Here is an 18,561-nt window from a genome sequence, read left to right as displayed (position 1 = left end):
CAACCATCCGCAAGGGTTGTGCGGCATCTGTGCGGCGCCGCTAAGGTCGCGCGAGCCAGTCCGCCACGCCGCCCAGCGAGCGGAATTCCTCGATGGCGTGAACGCGCGCCGCCGGGAGGGTGGCCCGGGCCATCGTGGCGAGGGCGTGGCCTGGCCCGAGTTCGAGCACGCGGTCCGCGCCGTACTCGCGGCATGCGTCGAGGCAGGCGGCCCAGTCGATCGTGCGCGAGATCTGGAGCGCCAGATTCTCGCGGCCGTCGGCGTCGCGGAACACCGTGCTCCCGTCCAGCCCGCTGACCAGCCGCGGCGCGCGGAGCGGCGGCCGACGCGGCGGCACTGCGGCGAGCGCGTCCCGGAAGGCCGCCGTCGCGGCGTGGAGCAGCGGCGTGTGCGACGGCGTGTGGACGGGCAGGACCACCGCCCTCTGGGCGCCCGAGCCGGTCGCCTCCCGGCACAGCGTCTCCAGCGTCGCGCGCGGACCGCCGACGACACCGCTGTCGGCCGCGTTGCGGATGGCGAGGTGGCAGCCGTGGCGGTCCGCGAGATCCGTGAGCGCGTCGAGGCTCAGGCCGCGGATCCCCGCAAGCCCGAACCCCGTGCCGGAAGCGGCGTCCATGGCCTCCGCCCGTCGGGCCGCCAGGGCGAGCACGTCGGCGGGATCGAGCCGTCCGGCGACGCCCCAGGCCGCGAGATCGCCGATGCTGTAGCCGGCCACGATCGACCGGTCCGGCGCCGCCTCCTCCAGCGCCCGCCACGCCGTCAGGGCGGCGACGCAGCACAGGATCTGGCCGGTCCGATTCGCGTGCAGGTTGTCGCCGCCCGCTCGGGCCAGGTCGCGCGGGTCGGCGCCGCCGAGGAGCGGCCTGGCGGCCGCGAACGCGTCCTGGGCCGCCGGATGATCGGCCGTCAGGTCGAACATCGCCGGGTGCTGGCCACCCTGGCCCGGAAGGAGGATCGCGAGGGTCATGCGGGGCCCGGGCCCCGCAGGCCCGCGACCGGCCGCAGGAGCAGCCGCTCCAGGCTCTTGGCGAGCACCGAGCCGTCCTCGGGCGCCGCGCGCAGCTCGCGCCAGTGCAGACCCGCGCCGTCCGGCAGCAGGATCTCCCCGTCGATGCCCATCGGCGCCGCCTCCGCCACCGCGGCGATGCCGTCGAGCAGGCCGACCGGCACCGGAGGTCGGCACGGCCAGAGCAGGTCGAGGTCGGAGGTGGCGCTGAGGTAGGTGAGGCCCGTGACCGCCTGCCACAGGAGGCTGCCGAAGGGCCGCGGCGCGAGGCCGTGCCGTCGGCCGAGCTCCGTCAGCGCGTCGAGGGTCGCGCTCCAGGGCACCGGCGCGTGGGCGGCGGCCTCGGCGAGGCTCACCACCGGCGCCGGCGACAGCGCGGATGCCGGCAGGGCGAGCCCGATCCGCCGCTTGCCGTCCGCGGGCGGCAGCGGCAGGCCGAGCGGCACCGCGTCGCCGGTCTCCCCGGGGATGCGGCGGCGGACGATCAGCGGTCGGCCCGAAGCGGCCCAGTGCTCCAGATGCGGGACGGCGCTGAGATCGGGCCGGCCAACGCGCCACGCCGCCCAGGCCGCCGGGTCGGCCCGGACGAGGTCGTGGCGTCGGAAAGGCTCAGCCAAGGCGGGCCTGGTCGGCGACGGCCGCCGCGACGGCGCGGGCGACCGGGCGGCCGCCGCGCTCGGCGCCCAGACGGTCGCGGATGTCCTGCGCCTGCATCGTGTCGATCGCCCCGCGGATCTGGCCCTCGAGGGGCTGGTCCGGGTCCAGGACCACGTGGACGGCGCCCGTCGCGACCATGTTGTCGAGGCCGGGCGCGAAGACCGGCGTCGTCTTCGCCATGTCCTGCAGCTTCTCGAGGGGCAGCTTGGTCACCCGGGCGACGGACGGCAGGTCCATCACGCTCGGATTCGCCCCGGGCAGTGCCGCGAGGACCCGCGTCGCAAGGGCCGTCGCGATGAAGGCGCCGGCGGCCGAGTGGCCGTAGATCAGCCCGATCGTCGGATGGCCCGACCGGTCCGCCAGGAGCAGCGCCTTGGCGAGGTGCGCGAGGCACTCGTTGAGGCCAAGCAGCTCGTCGCGGCGGCTCATGCGCTGACTGTCGGAATCCACAGTCACGAGGATCGGCGCGCGGTCGCCGGACCGCACGGCGTCGAGCACGGCCCGCGACAGGACCAGTGCCCCGTCGGTGCCCAGCGGCGTGTCGCCGTCGACGCCGACCACGTGCATCCGGCCGCCCGCGAACGGACCGGTGCCGGACACGAGACCGTCGCGCACCGCCACCGCGTGACCCTGCGGGAACAGGGAGGCGAGGATCTCAGCGAGCGTCATGGTCGGCCTCCGGACTCCGGGCCACGGTCTCGTCGAAGGCGGCCGTGTCCATCGCGGGCACGGCCTCGGGATCGTTCACGCCGAGGCGCGCCCAGACATCGGTCGCGTCGCGACAGTCGCCGAACCGCTCGATGCGGGCCTCCAGGCGCGCCTGCTCGGCTTCCAGGGTGTCCAGGTCGAAGGGCGGGGCGCGGCCGACGAGGTCGCGGGCGGCCGCGCGGAAGGCCGAGACCGTGTCGGCGCAGAAGGCGTCGGCGCCGCCGATCAGGCGGCGGTGCTTGCCGCCCATGGTCCGCCAGACCAGGGCGCGGTCGCGGGAATCGAACTCTTCGGCGCCCTTGTTGGTCTCGATCACCTCTGGGCCGGACACCGAGATCCGCCCGCCTTCCGACACGGCGAGCCGCGAGCAGGTGCCGGCGATCAGACCGCCGCCACCGTAGCAGCCGGCCCGGCCGCCGATCAGCCCGACGACGGGGATGCCGGCCGCGCGGGCCTCGACGATGGCCCGCATGGTCTCGGCGATGGCCGTCTCGCCGGCATTGGCCTCCTGCAGGCGGACGCCGCCGGTGTCGAACAGGATCAGGACCGCCTTCGGCCTCAGCTCCAGGGCCGCCCGGAGCAGGCCGACGAGCTTGCCCCCGTGCACCTCGCCGAAGGCGCCTCCCATGAACCGGCCCTCCTGGGCGGCTATCAGGACCGGCTCGCCGTCCAGGCGCGCGCGGCCGACCACGATGCCGTCGTCGAAGGCGCGGGGCAGATCGAAGAGCGGCAGGTGCGGGCTCATCCGCCGCTCCGTCGGCGGCAGGAACTCGCGGAAGCTTCCCGGATCGGTGAGCGCCAGCACGCGCTGGCGGGCGGTGGCCTCGTACCAGCTCAGGGCGTCCGGATCGGGGCGCGCGGCGCGGTCGCCAGCCATGGTCAGGCCTCCATCAGCCGCGCGCCCTGGAGCAGGCGCAGCGACACGGTGTCAGGGCGGGCGCCGCCGTCGTTGATGCTGATGCGGAGGCCGCCCGGCTGCGCCCGGGCAACGAAATCGGCCACCACCGCCTCCCAGACGCCGCCGTACCCGGCGATCGGGGTCTCGATGGCCACCTCGCAGGTATCCGGCGGCAGGACCCGCTCGAGCAGGATCTCGAGGTTGCCGGACGCCACGACGCCGGTGATTGCGCTCGGCGCCGAGCCGGAGAGCGGCTTCTCGGTGGTGTGGCGGAAGGTCAGGGATTCCATCGCCGTCTCCTCGCGTGCGGATCCGTCATCGCGCGACGCTCACCAGTTCCGGAACCGGGCCGGCGGCTCGTAGAGGCCGCCCGACCAGTGCACGAGATCCTTGATCGACTTCGCGGCGAGCAGCGCGCGGTCGGCGTCGAGCGGCTCGATGCCGAGATCCTCCGGGCGGCGGATGACGCCGCGGGCGCGCAGTTCCTCGACCTTCGCGCGGTCGCGGCCGCGACCGACCCCGGTGTAGCCCGCAACGCCCCGGATCGCCTGCTCGCGCTCGTCGGCGTCCCGGCAGAGCAGCAGGTTGGCGATGCCCTCCTCGGTGACGATGTGGGTGACATCGTCGGCGTAGATCATCACCGGTGCGAGCTCGAGTCCGATCTTCTTCGCCAGTTCGAGAGCGTCGAGCTTCTCCACGAAGGTCGGGACCAGCTTGTCCCCGAAGGTCTCGACCAGCTGCACCACGAGCTTGCGCCCGCGCATCAGCGCCGGATCGCCGACGATCTGGCCCTCGCGACCGGCCTTCATCCAGGCATCGGAGGGGTGGCGGCGGCCGTGCGGGTCCGAGCCCATGTTGGGCGCGCCCCCGAAGCCCGCCACCCGCGACTGGGTGATGGTCGAGGAATGGCCCATCAGGTCGATCTGGAGCGTCGCGCCGATGAACATGTCGCAGGCGTAGAGGCCGGCCGTCTGGCAGAACGCCCGGTTCGAGCGCAGGCTCCCGTCGGCGCCGGTGAAGAAGACGTCGGGCCGCTCGCGGATGTAGCGATCCATCCCGACCTCGGAGCCGAAGCAGTGGACCTGCTTGACCCAGCCCGACTCGATCGCCGGGATGAGGGTCGGGTGCGGGTTGAGCGCCCAGTGGGTGGCGATCTTCCCCTTGAGGCCGAGCTTCTCGCCGTAGGTCGGCAGCAGCAGCTCGATCGCCGCCGTGCCGAACCCGATGCCGTGGTTGAGCCGCCTGATGCCGTACTCGGCGTAGATCCCCTTGATCGCCATCATGGCGATCAGGATCTGCGTCTCGGTCATCGCCGCCGGGTCGCGGGTGAAGAGCGGCTCCACGTAGAAGGGCTTGTCGGCCTCGACCACGAAGTCGATCCGGTCGCCCGGGATGTCGACCCGCGGGACCGTGTCGACGATCTCGTTGACCTGCGCGACCACGACGCCGTTCTTGAAGGCGGTCGCCTCCACGACGGTCGGCGTGTCCTCGGTGTTCGGCCCCGTAAACAGGTTGCCGTTCCGGTCGGCCGAGACGCCGGCGATCAGCGCCACGTTGGGCGTCAGGTCGACGAAATAGCGGGCGAACAGCTCGAGGTAGGTATGGACCGCCCCGAGCTCGATCTGGCCGCCGTAGAGCATCTTGGCGATGCGGGCGCCCTGCGGGCCCGAGTACGAGTAGTCGAGCCGCTTGGCGATCCCGGTCTCGAACACGTCGAGGTGCTCGGGCAGAACGATTCCCGACTGGACCATGTGCAGGTCGTGGATCTTGGCGGGATCGCAGGCGCTCAGGCCGCGGGCGAGGCAGTCGGCCTGCTTCTGGTTGTCGCCCTCGAGGCAGACGCGGTCGCCGGGCCGCAGGATCGCCTCCAGCAGGTCGACCACGGCCGCGGCCGGCACGACCTTGCCGTCCGCGTGGGCGCGCCCGGCCGCGATCCGCGCGTCGCGTGCCTGCCTCTCACCGCGCCAGTCGCCCATCCGCGTGCTCCAATCGGTGTACCGGACTTTACATAGCCTTCAATTCGGTATTTTAAAACCCGTGCCATTGACAGTTTCGTATACGGAATTGCTGTTCTGCCAACCTCTTGCATACCTTCCGCGACAGCTCAAAGGCCGATCCGGGAAAGAAACGCTCCCCGACGCACGCGTCGACGCGGATTACACCGTGATGGCGCTGTCCATCGCCACCGGCGTGACCGAAGCGATCATGGTGATGTCGGGACGCCCCTGAGTGGCCCGGCTGATCGGCATCGACAACCCGCGCTCGGCCATGGCGTATGGTGGCCTGGCCGCGACCGATCCGAAGCTCGTTCCCTACGGCACGCTGACGGCGACGTTCCACACCGGCATCGGCTGCCTCGTCGGACCGTCGATCCTGTTCCTCACGGTCCGGGCTTTGGTCGACTGAAGCGGCGGTCTCCCGGTGCGCCCGGTCGAATTGCGGGCGCGCGCGCGCGGATTAGGGTATTGTTCCTCATCGTCTTCCCGAGGACTGGCAGGCGTCGCTGAAGGGACGATCGAGGAACGGCGGATGCACGGAGACTTCCGGAAGATCGACAGCGGGCTGCTCTCGGACCGGATCCGCGACGCCCTCACCGACGCCATCGCGTCGGGGACGATCGCGGCCGGCACGGCCCTCGACGAGCAGAACCTGGCCGATCGCTACGGCGCGTCGCGCACGCCCGTCCGGGAGGCGTTACGCCAGCTCGCCGCCTCCGGGCTCGTGGAGATCCGGCCCCGCCGGGGCGTGGTGGTGGCGCGCCTGACGCCGCAGCGGATCGCCGACATGTTCGAGACGACCGCCGAGATCGAGGCGATGTGCGCTCGACTCGCGACCTACCGGATGACGCCCCTCGAGCGCGGGGAGCTGATGGAGCTCCACGAGGAGTCCGCCCAGGCGGTCGAGGCGGGCGACGTCGACGCCTACGACCGATTCAACCGTGCCTTCCACGAGGCGCTCTACACGGCGACCCATAACGGCTTCATGGCCGAGCAGGCCCTGGCGATCCGCGAGCGGCTGGCCGCGTTCCGGCGCACGCAGCTCCGCCATGCCGACCGGATCCGCCGCTCGCGGGAGGAGCACGGCGAGATCCTGTCGGCGATCGCCGAGGGCGACGGCGAGACGGCCGCCCGGCGCATGCGCGCGCACATGCTCCGGGCCGCGGCGGCGCTGGGGCGCTACATCGCCGAGACGGAGTGACGATGCGGACAGTCGCGCACGGGATTCAGAGGCGCGCGACGGCGTCGTGCACCGTGGACCTGTAGGGCGTCGTCGGCCTGCCAATCAGCGCGCTCAGCTGACGCGTGTCGTCGTCTAGCGCGCCGCGGGCCGCGGCCGCGTCCGAGTCGGCGAGCAGCGCGGCGAAGTCTGACGGTATCCCGGCGGCCACGAGCGCCGCCCGGTACTCCGCCTGCGGCAGATCGCGGTACGCGACCGGTCTGCCTGCCGCGGCGGCGATCGCCGCCGCGAACTCGGTCAGCGTGTAGGACTCGTCGCCCGCCAGCTCGTAGATGCGGCCGCCCTGCCCCTCGGCGGTGAGAACAGCCGCCGCCGCCGCCGCGTAATCGACCCGCGCGGCCGAGGCGATCCGCCCGTCGCCCGCGCAGCCGAGGACGGCGCCGTGGGCGAGCGCCGGCGCGATGCCGGCGGCGTAGTTCTCCGTGTACCAGCCGTTGCGCAACACGACGAACGGCACGCCGGAATCCGCGAGCAGCCGCTCGGTCTGGCGATGCTCCTCGGCCAGGGCGAGGGCCGACGTGTCGGCGTGCAGGACGCTCGTGTAGGCGATCAGACCGACACCGGTCCGTCCGGCACTGTCGATGACGTTGCGATGCTGCGCCACGCGCCGGCCGATCTCGCTCGACGAGATCAGCAGGAGGCGCTGGATGCCCTGGAACGCCGCGTCCAGACTCGTCGGATCGGCGTAGTCGGCCCGGCGGACCGCGACGCCCAGGCTTCGCAGGCTGCGAGCCGACTCGCCCTCGATGTCCCGCGCGCCGGCCACCACCGCGCCGGCCGGGATGCGCTCCAGGAGCGCCGCGATGACCTGTCGGCCGAGCTGGCCCGTGGCGCCGGTCACGAAGTAGCTCGGATAATCGGTCTGCGTCATGCCTGTCTCCCATGGTTCAATCTCGGGACATGGTCACTAGATGAGACCACTTGGGCGGTGAAGGAGGCAGGATTTTGGGACCAGGTTACGCGAAGGAGACCGCGCTGCCGCCCGCCCGCGCCGAGCTGGCGGCCAAGTACGCGGTGTGGCAGGCCGGCACCCTCGATCCGGCGGCGTGCCCGGTCCGGGACGTGCTGGATCGGGTGGGCGACAAGTGGTCGATGCTACTCCTGATCGCCCTGGCCGACGGGCCGCTCCGGTTCAGCGCCCTGCTCCGCACGCTGCCCGACATCTCCAAGCGGATGCTGACGCAGACGCTCCGGGATCTCGAGCGGGACGGGTTCGTGGCGCGGACGGTGTTCCCGACGAAGCCGCCCAGCGTCGAGTACCGGCTCACGGACCTCGGGGGCGCCCTGCTCGAGCCGCTGGCGCGCCTCGTCCGATGGGCCGAGGAGAGCCACGGCGCGATCCAGGCGGCGCGGACCCGGTTCGATGCCGCGCCTTCCTAGGACAGGCGCTCACGGCCTGTCTCTGATTTATGGGGACGTCGGTCCTCGTGAGGCACGTCCGGGCGCCGCGGATCAGGCCCGCGGCGCCGACGCGCCGAGGGCGTCGGCGAGCCGCCCGATATGCTCGGCCGCCCGACCGATCCCGAACGCCGCGCGCTGGGCATCTTCCGTCCGCCCCCGCTCCGCGGTCTCGGCGGCGGCGCGCAGTTCCGCGACGTTGCCTTCCAGCGTCGCGATCCGCGACCGCAGCTCCGCGAGCTCGTCGGCGATGGTCAGCGCCGCCATGACCTGCAGGCGCATGTCGCCGATCTCGCCGAAGCTCTTGCGCATCTCGGCGATGCGCCCGTCCAGGGTGGCGGCGAGACCCGTCAGATGCGCCTCCTCGCCCTCGCCGCAGGCCATGCGGTAGCTGCGGCCGTCGATGGTCACGTTGATCTGCGGCAAGGATGGCTCCGCTGGTCGCTCCGACAGGCGTGGGCGGTGGGGTCAGGCGCGTCCGAGCACATCCTGAACGGTCTCGATGGCCCGGTCGAGCCGGTGCCCGACCTCCCCGGTCGTCGCCGAGACCGCGGCGAGGCGGGCGCTCGCCGCGTCGAGGGCGGCGGCCAGCCGGGCTCGATCCTCGTCCATCAGGGCGAGCTCCGCGTCCCGGTCGTCGGGCTGCGCGTCGGTCTCGAGGCGGTGCTGGACGACGGCGTCGAGGCGGGTGATCGCCGCTTCGAGCCGGCTGAGCGCGTCGTCGATGGAAAGGGTCTCGGTCTCGTCGGCCATGGTTCTTCGTCTACCCCGACGCGAAGCTTTCGGTCGAATGCAGGCGGAATTCCAGCGCGAAATCGCGTTCGATCCCCGATCCGCCCGCTGACCGAATGGATCCTGGCAATCCCTGTTTATTGGTCGGTGGATCGAAGGTCTTTGTCACAGCGACGCGTTTGACAGGTCGAGGCTCCATGCTAGACAGCCGCGCGATCCCGAGAGGGACCGCGCGAGACATGCCGGAGGGCCGGTCCGCGACAGTTCCGAGGCCTCAGCCAGCACCGTCCGATCCGACGGTCACGGGCGTCGAAGCCCGGCCTCTCCCGGTCCGGTTCATCGCAGGTTCAAACCCGCCCGCCCAGATCCCGTCCGGCCCGGCCCGGACGGTATGGCGGGCCGCCGAGACCGCTTCGCGGACCGCTCCCGAGGTCCGGCGCGCGGCGAGCCGCATCAGGAAGGAGTCACGCCGTGACGAAGGTTGCCATCAACGGATTCGGACGCATCGGCCGCAACGTCCTGCGGGCGATCGCGGAAGCCGGCCGCAGCGACATCGAGGTCGTGGCGATCAACGATCTCGGCCCGGTGGAGACCAACGCCCACCTGCTCCGCTACGATTCCGTGCATGGCCGCTTCCCCGGCGAGGTCGCGGTCGACGGCGAGTTCCTGGTGGTGAACGGCAAGCGCATCAAGGTCACGGCCGTTCGCAACCCGGCCGAGCTGCCGCACCGCGACCTCGGCGTCGACATCGCGCTCGAGTGCACCGGCATCTTCACCTCGAAGGACAAGGCGAAGGCCCATCTCGACGCCGGCGCCAAGCGCGTCCTCGTCTCGGCCCCGGCCGACGGCGCCGACCTGACGGTGGTCTACGGCGTGAATCACGACAAGCTCACGGGCGAGCACCACGTCGTGTCGAACGCCTCCTGCACCACGAACTGCCTCGCCCCGGTGGCGAAGGTGCTGGACGAGGCCGTCGGCATCGAGCGCGGCTTCATGACCACGATCCATTCCTACACCAACGACCAGCCGTCGCTGGACCAGATGCACAAGGATCTCTACCGGGCCCGCGCCGCGGCGCTCTCGATGATCCCGACCTCGACCGGCGCCGCGAAGGCCGTCGGCCTCGTGCTTCCGGAGCTCAAGGGCAAGCTCGACGGCACCGCGATCCGCGTGCCGACCCCGAACGTCTCGGCGGTGGATCTCGTCTTCACGGCCAAGCGCGCGACCACGGTCCAGGAGATCAACGACGCGATCAAGGCCGCCGCTTCCGGTCCGCTGAAGGGCGTCCTCGGCGTCACCGACCGGCCGAACGTCTCGATCGACTTCAACCACGACCCGCATTCGTCGACCTTCCACCTCGACCAGACCAAGGTCATGGACGGCGTTCTGGTGCGCATCCTGACCTGGTACGACAACGAGTGGGGCTTCTCGAACCGCATGGCCGACACGGCCGTCGCCATGGCCAAGCTCATCTGAGCTGGACTGCAGCGGTCGCCGCCTCCTGAGAGGCCGGCGGCCGCACGTCTCTTCGGACGGCCTATCTTCGAACCAGGGACTCTCCAGGGATGACCGACGCTTCGCAGGGCACGTCGAGCGGGCCGGCAGCCGTGCCGCCCGCCCCCAGGCCGGCTCCGCCGCCGCCCAACGCACCCGCCGTGGCACCGACCGCCGCACCCGCCACCTCCGCGGTCCCGTCCCACACGCTCCCGGCCAACCAGCTCTTCGATCAGCTCGCGCGGATCGAGGACAAGTGCTCGCGCATCGAGGACAAGTACGCCCGCTCCGAGGCGCTCCTGTCGCGGGTCGAGGACAAGGTCGAGAACGCCGCGAACCGGATGAACGAATCCGCGCGGCAATCCGACCTCGCGGCGCTCCGGACGGAGATGCGCGGTCTCGCCGAGCGCACCCGGCGCCTGCCCGGGACCGGCGCCCTCGTCCTCACCGCCGTGATTACCGCCATCCTGACCGTGGTCCTGATGGTGGCCGTCCAGCGGCTCAACCTCGACCGTCTGCTGCCGCAGCGGGCCACCATCGGCACCACCGCGCAGTAACCGCCCCGCCTCGCACAGGACCGCACCAGACCGCATGAGCGCCTTCCGCACCCTCGACGATGCCGGCTCCCTCAAGGGCAAGCGGGTCCTCATGCGCGTCGACCTGAACGTGCCCATGGAGAGCGGGCGCGTGACCGACGCGACCCGCATCGAGCGCGTCGCACCGACGATCCGCGAGGTTGCCGAGCAGGGCGCCAAGGTGATCCTGCTCGCCCATTTCGGTCGACCGAAGGGCAAGCGCGAGCCGAAGGATTCGCTCGAGCCAGTGGTTCCCGCCCTCGGCGCGGCCCTCGGACGCGATGTCGCCTTCGCGGCTGACTGCGTCGGCGACGCCGCCGCGCAGGCGGTGGCGGCCCTCAAGGACGGCGACGTCCTCCTCCTCGAGAACACCCGCTACCACGCGGGTGAGGAGAAGAACGACGCGGCCTTCGCGGACGCCCTGGCGGCGAACGGCGACGTCTACGTCAACGAGGCCTTCTCGGCGGCCCACCGCGCGCACGCCTCCACCGAGGGTCTGGCCCACCGCTTGCCGGCCTATGCAGGCCGCGAGATGCAGGCCGAGCTCGATGCGCTAACCAAGGGCCTGGAATCGCCCCAGCGCCCGGTGATCGCGCTGGTCGGAGGGGCCAAGGTCTCGTCCAAGATCGATCTCCTGGAGAACCTCGTCGCCAAGGTCGACATGCTGGTGATCGGCGGCGGCATGGCCAACACCTTCCTGCACGCGCAGGGGAAGGCGGTGGGCAAGTCCCTCTGCGAGAAGGATCTCGCCGAGACCGCCACGCGGATCCTGGCGGCGGCCGAGAAGGCCGGCTGCCGGATCATCCTGCCGGTCGACGCGGTCGCCGCGAGCGAGTTCAAGGCGCAGGCCCCCCACGAGACCGTGCCGGTGGACGCCGTGCCGGACGCCAGCATGATTCTCGATGCCGGTCCGCGCTCGGTCGCCGAGATCAACGCCGCCATCGACGGGGCCAAGACCCTGGTGTGGAACGGCCCGCTGGGCGCCTTCGAGCTCGCCCCGTTCGACGCCGCGACCGTGGCCGCCGCCAAGCACGCGGCCGCGCGGACGAAGGACGGCCAGCTCGTCTCGGTCGCGGGCGGCGGCGACACCGTGGCCGCGCTCAACCATGCCGGCGCGGGGCAGGACTTCACCTACGTCTCGACCGCCGGCGGCGCCTTCCTCGAGTGGCTGGAAGGCAAGGCCCTCCCGGGCGTCGAGGCGCTGCGGGCGAAAGGCTGAGAGGGCCGCCTTGCTCTCCTCTCCCTGCGACACGACCCTATCTACATGGCCGGCCGTCGTCGGCCGGGGGGCCGAGGCCATGGGTGACCACGTGGAGACCGCAGCCTTCGAGATCCCGAAGGGCGTCCAGGCGAGCCTGGCGCATCTGCGGACCGAGACGGTGACGCGCCTCGACGGGCGGATCGACCGCCTCGATCTGGGCATGCGCGAGGACGACCGGAACGCGGCCGGGATGCGCGCGATATCGCGGGTTACGGCCGTGACTTCGTCGCGCGAGTCAGCGAGGGCGAGGAACGCGTCGTGGCACCGGTGAGCCGGATCGGGTGAGGATCATCCGCCGAAAGAATGTCCTGCGCCCTGCCGGAGATTGACCGAAAGCGAGGCACCCGGCAGAGCGACACGATACAGCGCAGCTGAGGGTTTCTTGATACCCCCGGCGATCCGGCGGACGACGAAACGGGAAACGGGAAGACACGCACGATGGCACGCATCACCCTCCGGCAGCTCCTCGATCACGCCGCTGAGTACGAGTACGGCGTGCCCGCCTTCAACCTGAACAACATGGAGCAGGGGCTCGCTATCATGGCGGCCGCCGACGCCACCGACTCACCGGTGATCCTCCAGGCGAGCCGCGGCGCCCGGGCCTACGCCAACGACGTCGTGCTGGCCAAGCTGATCGACGGCCTCGTCGAGATCTACCCGCACATTCCGGTCTGCATGCATCTCGACCACGGCAACAACGAAGCCACCTGCGCCACCGCCATCCAGTACGGCTTCACCTCCGTGATGATGGACGGCTCGCTGAAGGCCGACGGCAAGACCCCGGCCGACTACACCTACAACGTCGAGATCACCCGCAACGTCACCAAGATGGCCCACTGGGCCGGTGTCTCGGTCGAGGGCGAGCTGGGCGTGCTCGGCTCGTTGGAGAGCGGCCAGGGCGAGGCCGAGGACGGCCACGGCGCCGAGGGCACCCTCAGCCACGACCAGCTCCTGACCGACCCGGACGAAGCGGTGAAGTTCGTCGAGGCCACGAAGGTGGACGCGCTGGCCGTCGCCATGGGCACGAGCCACGGCGCCTACAAGTTCACCCGCAAGCCCGACGGCGAGGTGCTGGCGATGAACGTGATCGAGGAGATCCACCGCCGCCTGCCGACGACCCACCTCGTCATGCACGGCTCGTCGTCGGTGCCGCAGGACCTGCAGGACATCATCAACCAGTACGGCGGCCAGATGAAGCCGACCTGGGGCGTCCCGGTCGAGGAGATCCAGCGCGGCATCAAGCACGGCGTGCGCAAGATCAACATCGACACCGACAATCGCATGGCGATGACCGGCCAGATCCGGAAGGTGCTCACCGAGAACCCGTCCGAGTTCGACCCGCGCAAGTACCTCAAGCCCGCCATGGAGGCGATGACGAAGCTCTGCAAGCAGCGCTTCGAGGAGTTCAACACCGCCGGCAAGGGCTCGAAGATCCGCCCGATCTCCGTCGCCGAGATGGCCAAGCGCTACGCCAGCGGCGCCCTCGACCCGAAGATCGGGCCGCAGTAGGGCGCGGGTTGCCGGTTTCGATGAGCAATAGCGCCCGTCTCGCCCTGCTCGGACCGCACGGTCTCGAAGCGGATGGCATCGCCGCTTTCGTGACGGCCCTGAAGGTTGCGTGCGAAGCCGGCGATGTCGCCGCCGTGATTCTGCGGCTGGCTGCCACCGACGAGCGCGGGCTGACGGCCCGCGTCAAATCGGTCGCTCCGCTCGTGCAGGAGCGCGGCGCGGCCCTGGTCGTCGCCTGTCCGGGTTTCGCCGGCGATCTCGCCGCGGTGGCGATCCGGGGCGGCGCCGACGGCATCCACGTCGACAAGCCGCGCGACCTGAAGGACCTGCGCGGCCGGCTCCGGGAGGGGCGAATCCTCGGCGCCGGCGGCCTCGAGACCAAGCACGGCGCGATGGAGGCCGGCGAGGCCGGGATCGACTACCTGATGTTCGGTGGTCTGTACCCGGACGGCGTCGCGCCCGAGGCGGAGACCGTGCGGGCCCGCGCCGCGTGGTGGGCCGAGATCTTCGAGACACCGTGCATCGCGGTGGCGGCTGCCGCCGATGAGATCGCGCCTCTCGCCGCGACGGGTGCCGAGTTCGTCGGCCTGGAGAGCGGCCTCTGGCTGCCGGATCCGGGCGCGGTCGAGCGGGCCCAGCGCGCCGTCCGGGAGTCCGAGGCGTGAGAGGCCGCGACGTCCGTCGTCTGGCGGCCGTCGCCGGCGCGGCGCTGCTGGCGCTGCCGGCCTGGGCGGCCTCGGGACCGGCCGATCCGGCCCGGACCGCGGCGCCCGGCGCGATCGGGCCCGCGGCGCAGACCGGCAAGACGCCGATGCCGGAACTGCCGAGCCCCTACACGCCGAACTACTCGCGCGGCGCCGTGCCGCCAGCGGGCGGCCAGCCACCGGACTTTGCCTACGGCGCCTATCAGAAGGGCCAGTACGTCACCGCCTTCCGCGAGGCGACGAAGCGCATCGAGGCGAATCCGAAGGATGCCGCCGCCATGACGCTGCTCGGCGAGCTGTACAATCAGGGCCTCGGCGTGAAGCAGGATCCGGTCAAGGCGGCCGACTGGTATCGCTTGGCGGCCGCGCAGAACGACGCGTCCGCCATGGCCTCCCTGGGGCTGATGGCCCTCGACGGTCGCGGCATGCCGAAGGACCCGAAAGCCGGGCGGCGCTGGCTCGAGCAGGCCACGGCCCACGGCTCACCGACCGCGGCCTACAATCTCGGCCTGATCCTGATCGGCACCGGCGCCACGGCCGACGAGGCGGCGGCCGCCGCGCAGTTCCGCAAGGCGTCAGACGCCGAGATCGGCCCGGCCCAGCACGACCTGGGCGTGCTCTACCTGCAGGGGCGCGGCGTGCCGAAGGATCCGTCGAAGGCCGCGGAGCTGTTCCGGCGCGGCGCCGACAACGGCGATCTCGCCAGCGAGGTCGAGTACGCGATCCTTCTCTTCAACGGCACCGGCGTCACCAAGGACGAGCGTGCGGCCGCCCGGTACTTCCTGCACGCGGCCTCGCGCGGCAACGCCATCGCGCAGAACCGCGTCGCGCGGCTGTACGCGGTGGGCCGCGGCGTTGCCAAGAACCCCGTGGAGGCGGCCGCCTGGAACCTCGCGGCCGCCGGACAGGGCCTGTCCGACGCGTGGCTCGATCAGACCCTCTCCGGTCTCTCGGCCGACGAGCGCACCCGGGCGGAGCGTCTCGCCAACGAGCGGATCGAGCAGCGCTGAGACGCTAGGCCTCGGCCTTCGACCAGTCGACGCCCGCCTCGAGGTGCGGCAGCAGGACGACGCTCTCCTGCTCGTTCGGGTCCGTCCGGGCGATCACGGCCGTGACCGGCTCCGTCTGGCTGCGGTTGTAGGGCAGGTGCGGCACGTCGGCGGCGATGTAGACGAACTCGCCGGCGCCCGCGATCGCGTGGTTCTCCAGCCGCTCCCCCCAGAAGCAGCCCGACACGCCCGACAGCACGTAGATCGCCGTCTCGTGGTGCTCGTGCTTGTGGGCGTGGGCCCGCTCACCGGGCGGGATCTCCAGGAGCTGCATGTGCAGCGCCCGCGAACCCACGGCCTCGGCCGAGATCGCCGGCCGGTAGATGTGTCCCTGCTTGCCGCGGAACGGCGCACTCTCGTGCACCACCCGGAACCCCTGCTTCTCCGTGCCGGACGCGGAACTCATGGACCTTCCTCCACTCTGAAGGCGGCATCGATGGGGATCTGCATACCGTTGACCAGCGCGTTCGTCTGGTTGGCCATCCCGACCACCGCCAGGAATTCGCCGTGCTGGCCCTCCGTCAAGCCCTTGGCCCGCGCAGCCGCGGTGTGGGAGTGGATGCAGTACGGGCAGCCATTGGCGATCGAGACCGCGATGTAGACCAGTTCCTTGGTCAGGGGATCGAGGGTCCCCGGCCCCATGACGGTCTTCAGGGCGGACCAAGTCCGCTCGAGCAGCGCGGGATCGTTGGCGAGGCCGCGCCAGAAATTGTTGACGACGTCGGATCCCCGGGTCGCCCGGATGTCCGCAAAGACCGCGCTGACGCGCGCGTCGGCGTCGGCCTCGGCATCGGACCAGAGTTTCACGGTCGCCACGGCAATCGCCTCCCCGCTCAGCCCGTCCTCAGAGCTTGCACGCGCCCTCGAGCGCACGGTTCTCCGCCTCGGAGAACAGGCGCGAGCGGATATGGAAACGCTTCTCCCGGCCGTTCTCCAGCGAGAACATGCCGCCGCGGCCCGGCACCACGTCGAGGATCAGGTGCGTGTGCTTCCAGACCTCGAACTGCGACCGGCTGATGAAGAAGTCCGCGCCCCCCACCGTGCCGAGATTCACGTCGCCGTCGCTCACCAGAAAGTCGCCCACCGGGTAGCACATGGGCGAGGAGCCGTCGCAGCAGCCGCCCGACTGGTGGAACATGACCGGACCGTACTCGCGCCTCAGCTCATCGATCAGGGCGAGCGCCGCCGGGGTGGCGGTGACCCGCAGGGGTGTCCCGTCGACGCCGGCCTGCTCGGCGACGTTGGCGTCGATAACCTGGTCCGAAGTCATGCCGTCCTCCCTGTCGATGTCTGAATATGCTGTGTTCCCGGCCGGTTTCCACTGCGCATCGCGCCGGATGCCGGCGCCGAACGGTCGCGTCGCGCGTTGTGTCGCCGAAGGGCGGCGGACACCGCCCGACCGATCAGGAGCCCGCACGATGTCGGTTCGCACACGCGCTGCCTGCCTCATCCTGGCCGTGGCCGGTCTCGCAGGGCCCGCCGCCGCCGAGCCGCTCGTCCTGCGCGTTCAACCCCGCGAGCACCCCCTGTTCGTGCAGCACGCGTGGCGCGTCGCGGGGAATCCCAACGTCACTCCCGATAACCCGATGGGCGTGGTCGGCTGGGACGGCCCGCCGGACGACGTGCCGAGCGTCAGCGGCGATGCCGGGCCGCTGGCTCCAGGCTCCATCGTCAACGCGCCGTTCGAGGGCTACGGCTTCGGCCTCTACTGACCGCGCGATCCGGGATCGAAAAAGCCCCGGCCTCTCGGCCGGGGCTGAAGTTGTCTCGGGAATTGACCCGGGAAGAAACTCAGAAGAACCCGAGCTTCTTGGCCGAGTAGCTGACCAGCATATTCTTGGTCTGCTGGTAGTGATCGAGCATCATCTTGTGGGTCTCGCGGCCGATGCCGGACTGCTTGTAGCCGCCGAAGGCCGCGTGGGCCGGGTAGGCGTGGTAGCAGTTCGTCCAGACGCGACCGGCCTGGATCGCCCGGCCGAAGCGGTAGGCGCGGGTCCCGTCGCGGGTCCAGACGCCGGCGCCGAGGCCGTAGAGCGTGTCGTTGGCGATGGAGAGCGCCTCGGCATCGTCCTTGAAGGTCGTGACCGACAGGACCGGCCCGAAGATCTCCTCCTGGAAAATGCGCATCTTGTTGTGGCCGCGGAACACGGTCGGCTTCACGTAGAAGCCCTCGGCGAACTCGCCGTCCTTGACGTTGCGCTCGCCGCCCGTGAGGAGCTGCGCGCCCTCCTGGCGGCCGATGTCGATGTAGGAGAGGATCTTCTCCATCTGCTCGCCCGAGGCCTGGGCGCCGATCATCGTGGCCGGATCGAGCGGCGAGCCCTGGGTGATCGCCTCGACGCGCTTCACCGCGCGCTCCATGAACCGGTCGTAGATGGACTCGTGCACGAGCGCGCGGCTCGGGCAGGTGCAGACCTCGCCCTGGTTGAGGGCGAACATCGTGAAGCCCTCGAGGGCCTTGTCGAAGAAGTCGTCGTCCTCGTTCGCCACGTCAGCGAAGAAGATGTTCGGCGACTTGCCGCCGAGCTCCAGCGTCACCGGGATCAGGTTCTGCGACGCGTACTGCATGATGAGGCGGCCGGTGGTCGTCTCACCCGTGAAGGCGATCTTGGCGATTCGCGGCGACGAGGCGAGCGGCTTGCCGGCCTCGAGGCCGAAACCGTTGACGATGTTGAGCACGCCCGGCGGCAGCAGATCGCCGATGATCTCGGCCAGCACCAGGACCGAGGCCGGGGTCTGCTCGGCCGGCTTCAGGACCACGCAGTTGCCGGCGGCGAGCGCCGGGGCGAGCTTCCACACCGCCATCAGGATCGGGAAGTTCCACGGGATGATCTGGCCGACGACGCCCAGCGGCTCGTGGAAGTGGTAGGCAACCGTGTCGTGGTCGATCTCGGAGATCGAGCCCTCCTGCGCCCGCACGCAGCCGGCGAAGTATCGGAAATGGTCGATGGCCAGCGGGATGTCGGCGTGAGTCGTCTCGCGGATCGGCTTGCCGTTGTCCCAGGTCTCGGCCAGCGCGAGCAGGTCGAGGTTCTCCTCCATCCGGTCGGCCATCTTGAGGAGGATGCGGGCGCGCTCGGCCGGCGCCGTGCGGCCCCAGGCCTCCCGGGCCGCGTGGGCGGCGTCGAGGGCCTTCTCGACGTCCTGCGCGTCCGACCGGGCCACCTCGCACACCACCTTGCCGGTGATCGGCGAGGTGTTCTCGAAGTAGCGGCCGGCCGCAGGGGCGACCCACTGGCCGCCGATGAAGTTGTCGTAGCGGGCCGAGAAGGGCGACTTGACCTTCGAGTCGCCGAGGAATTCCGGCTTGTTCATGGCTATGTTCCCTCCGTG

The 18,561-nt window shown here is 71.0% G+C and carries 23 protein-coding genes and 1 pseudogene; 11 read left to right on the top strand and 13 right to left on the bottom strand.

Features of this window, described 5'->3' with window-relative positions:
• Positions 1–40: 40 nt before the first annotated feature.
• The 6 genes from J3A75_RS03665 to mdcA are packed head-to-tail and all read right to left on the bottom strand — an operon-like array spanning position 41 to position 5,245.
• Entirely contained in the window at positions 41–967 is a 927-nt protein-coding gene (locus J3A75_RS03665; RefSeq protein WP_053620458.1) for an acyltransferase domain-containing protein, read from the bottom strand.
• Complete coding sequence (mdcG, locus tag J3A75_RS03660; protein WP_012317195.1) at positions 964–1,623, bottom strand: malonate decarboxylase holo-[acyl-carrier-protein] synthase; 660 nt, start codon at positions 1,621–1,623, stop codon at positions 964–966. Before mdcG ends, J3A75_RS03665 begins: the two co-directional genes overlap by 4 nt.
• Positions 1,616–2,332, bottom strand: coding sequence for a biotin-independent malonate decarboxylase subunit gamma (mdcE, locus tag J3A75_RS03655; RefSeq protein WP_024827837.1), 717 nt, complete (start codon positions 2,330–2,332; stop codon positions 1,616–1,618). Before mdcE ends, mdcG begins: the two co-directional genes overlap by 8 nt.
• A complete protein-coding gene (locus J3A75_RS03650) occupies positions 2,319–3,248 on the bottom strand; it encodes a biotin-independent malonate decarboxylase subunit beta (protein ID WP_012317193.1) in 930 nt (309 codons plus the stop codon). The genes mdcE and J3A75_RS03650 overlap by 14 nt, the downstream gene beginning before the upstream one ends.
• 2 nt (positions 3,249–3,250) lie before the next feature.
• Positions 3,251–3,559, bottom strand: coding sequence for a malonate decarboxylase acyl carrier protein (gene mdcC / locus J3A75_RS03645; RefSeq protein ID WP_012317192.1), 309 nt, complete (start codon positions 3,557–3,559; stop codon positions 3,251–3,253).
• A 39-nt stretch (positions 3,560–3,598) separates the two neighbouring features.
• The gene (gene mdcA / locus J3A75_RS03640) at positions 3,599–5,245 is read right to left on the bottom strand and encodes a malonate decarboxylase subunit alpha (protein ID WP_070998291.1); all 1,647 of its coding nucleotides are present in this window, start codon (positions 5,243–5,245) and stop codon (positions 3,599–3,601) included.
• Positions 5,246–5,408: 163 nt separating this feature from the next.
• Between mdcA and J3A75_RS03635 the strand changes: the two are divergent.
• Positions 5,409–5,675: pseudogene (locus J3A75_RS03635) on the top strand (malonate transporter subunit MadM); the annotation flags it as partial.
• 123 nt (positions 5,676–5,798) lie between these two features.
• Positions 5,799–6,467, top strand: coding sequence for a GntR family transcriptional regulator (locus J3A75_RS03630; RefSeq protein ID WP_058607544.1), 669 nt, complete (start codon positions 5,799–5,801; stop codon positions 6,465–6,467).
• 25 nt (positions 6,468–6,492) lie between these two features.
• On the opposite strand, the gene J3A75_RS03625 is transcribed toward J3A75_RS03630, so the two are convergent.
• Positions 6,493–7,377, bottom strand: coding sequence for an NmrA family NAD(P)-binding protein (locus J3A75_RS03625; protein ID WP_070998288.1), 885 nt, complete (start codon positions 7,375–7,377; stop codon positions 6,493–6,495).
• A gap of 74 nt (positions 7,378–7,451) precedes the next feature.
• On the opposite strand from J3A75_RS03625, the gene J3A75_RS03620 reads away from it, so the two are divergent.
• On the top strand, positions 7,452–7,886 hold the full coding sequence (locus J3A75_RS03620; RefSeq protein WP_043072930.1) for a winged helix-turn-helix transcriptional regulator: 435 nt from the start codon (positions 7,452–7,454) through the stop codon (positions 7,884–7,886).
• Positions 7,887–7,958: 72 nt separating this feature from the next.
• Here the strand turns inward: J3A75_RS03620 and J3A75_RS03615 are convergent, their stop codons facing one another.
• Positions 7,959–8,330 carry a cell division protein ZapA gene (locus J3A75_RS03615; protein WP_043072929.1) on the bottom strand — a complete coding sequence of 124 codons (372 nt, stop codon included), beginning with the start codon at positions 8,328–8,330 and terminating at the stop codon, positions 7,959–7,961.
• Between the two features lie 42 nt (positions 8,331–8,372).
• Positions 8,373–8,657: a DUF4164 family protein gene (locus tag J3A75_RS03610; RefSeq protein ID WP_024827845.1), complete on the bottom strand. Its 285-nt coding sequence runs from the start codon at positions 8,655–8,657 to the stop codon at positions 8,373–8,375.
• Between the two features lie 450 nt (positions 8,658–9,107).
• Here J3A75_RS03610 and gap point away from each other — a divergent pair, with 450 nt between their 5' ends.
• The 7 genes from gap to J3A75_RS03575 all read left to right on the top strand — a co-directional run bounded on the left by gap (position 9,108) and on the right by J3A75_RS03575 (position 15,189).
• The gene (gene gap, locus J3A75_RS03605; RefSeq protein WP_012317185.1) at positions 9,108–10,112 is read left to right on the top strand and encodes a type I glyceraldehyde-3-phosphate dehydrogenase; all 1,005 of its coding nucleotides are present in this window, start codon (positions 9,108–9,110) and stop codon (positions 10,110–10,112) included.
• An 89-nt stretch (positions 10,113–10,201) separates the two neighbouring features.
• A complete protein-coding gene (locus J3A75_RS03600; protein WP_070998287.1) occupies positions 10,202–10,687 on the top strand; it encodes a hypothetical protein in 486 nt (161 codons plus the stop codon).
• A gap of 34 nt (positions 10,688–10,721) precedes the next feature.
• Positions 10,722–11,924: a phosphoglycerate kinase gene (locus J3A75_RS03595; protein ID WP_070998285.1), complete on the top strand. Its 1,203-nt coding sequence runs from the start codon at positions 10,722–10,724 to the stop codon at positions 11,922–11,924.
• A gap of 10 nt (positions 11,925–11,934) precedes the next feature.
• On the top strand, positions 11,935–12,237 hold the full coding sequence (locus J3A75_RS03590; protein WP_182177406.1) for a hypothetical protein: 303 nt from the start codon (positions 11,935–11,937) through the stop codon (positions 12,235–12,237).
• A 167-nt stretch (positions 12,238–12,404) separates the two neighbouring features.
• A complete protein-coding gene (fba, locus tag J3A75_RS03585) occupies positions 12,405–13,475 on the top strand; it encodes a class II fructose-bisphosphate aldolase (protein ID WP_012317181.1) in 1,071 nt (356 codons plus the stop codon).
• 20 nt (positions 13,476–13,495) lie between these two features.
• Positions 13,496–14,140, top strand: a complete 645-nt coding sequence (locus J3A75_RS03580; RefSeq protein WP_043072926.1) for a thiamine phosphate synthase — start codon at positions 13,496–13,498, stop codon at positions 14,138–14,140.
• The gene (locus tag J3A75_RS03575; RefSeq protein WP_024827850.1) at positions 14,137–15,189 is read left to right on the top strand and encodes a tetratricopeptide repeat protein; all 1,053 of its coding nucleotides are present in this window, start codon (positions 14,137–14,139) and stop codon (positions 15,187–15,189) included. The genes J3A75_RS03580 and J3A75_RS03575 overlap by 4 nt, the downstream gene beginning before the upstream one ends.
• Positions 15,190–15,193: 4 nt before the next feature.
• Here J3A75_RS03575 and J3A75_RS03570 read toward each other — a convergent pair whose 3' ends face one another.
• Genes J3A75_RS03570 through J3A75_RS03560 form a run of 3 tightly spaced genes read right to left on the bottom strand, consistent with a single transcriptional unit; the run spans position 15,194 to position 16,498 of the window.
• Positions 15,194–15,634: a cupin domain-containing protein gene (locus tag J3A75_RS03570; RefSeq protein WP_012317178.1), complete on the bottom strand. Its 441-nt coding sequence runs from the start codon at positions 15,632–15,634 to the stop codon at positions 15,194–15,196.
• Complete coding sequence (locus J3A75_RS03565; protein ID WP_012317177.1) at positions 15,631–16,044, bottom strand: carboxymuconolactone decarboxylase family protein; 414 nt, start codon at positions 16,042–16,044, stop codon at positions 15,631–15,633. Before J3A75_RS03565 ends, J3A75_RS03570 begins: the two co-directional genes overlap by 4 nt.
• A 28-nt stretch (positions 16,045–16,072) precedes the next feature.
• Complete coding sequence (locus J3A75_RS03560) at positions 16,073–16,498, bottom strand: DUF779 domain-containing protein (protein WP_012317176.1); 426 nt, start codon at positions 16,496–16,498, stop codon at positions 16,073–16,075.
• Positions 16,499–16,646: 148 nt separating this feature from the next.
• On the opposite strand from J3A75_RS03560, the gene J3A75_RS03555 reads away from it, so the two are divergent.
• The gene (locus tag J3A75_RS03555) at positions 16,647–16,940 is read left to right on the top strand and encodes a hypothetical protein (protein ID WP_012317175.1); all 294 of its coding nucleotides are present in this window, start codon (positions 16,647–16,649) and stop codon (positions 16,938–16,940) included.
• 79 nt (positions 16,941–17,019) lie between these two features.
• Here J3A75_RS03555 and adh read toward each other — a convergent pair whose 3' ends face one another.
• Positions 17,020–18,543 (bottom strand): aldehyde dehydrogenase, encoded by a 1,524-nt coding sequence (gene adh / locus J3A75_RS03550; RefSeq protein WP_012317174.1) that lies wholly within the window; start codon positions 18,541–18,543, stop codon positions 17,020–17,022.
• Between the last annotated feature and the right edge of the window lie 18 nt (positions 18,544–18,561).

It is taken from the genome of Methylobacterium sp. PvP105 (assembly GCF_017876975.1).
GTDB classification, from domain to species: domain Bacteria; phylum Pseudomonadota; class Alphaproteobacteria; order Rhizobiales; family Beijerinckiaceae; genus Methylobacterium; species Methylobacterium radiotolerans.
The sequence above is the reverse complement of the archived record's forward strand: the minus strand, read 5'-3'. Positions and strand labels throughout refer to the sequence as shown.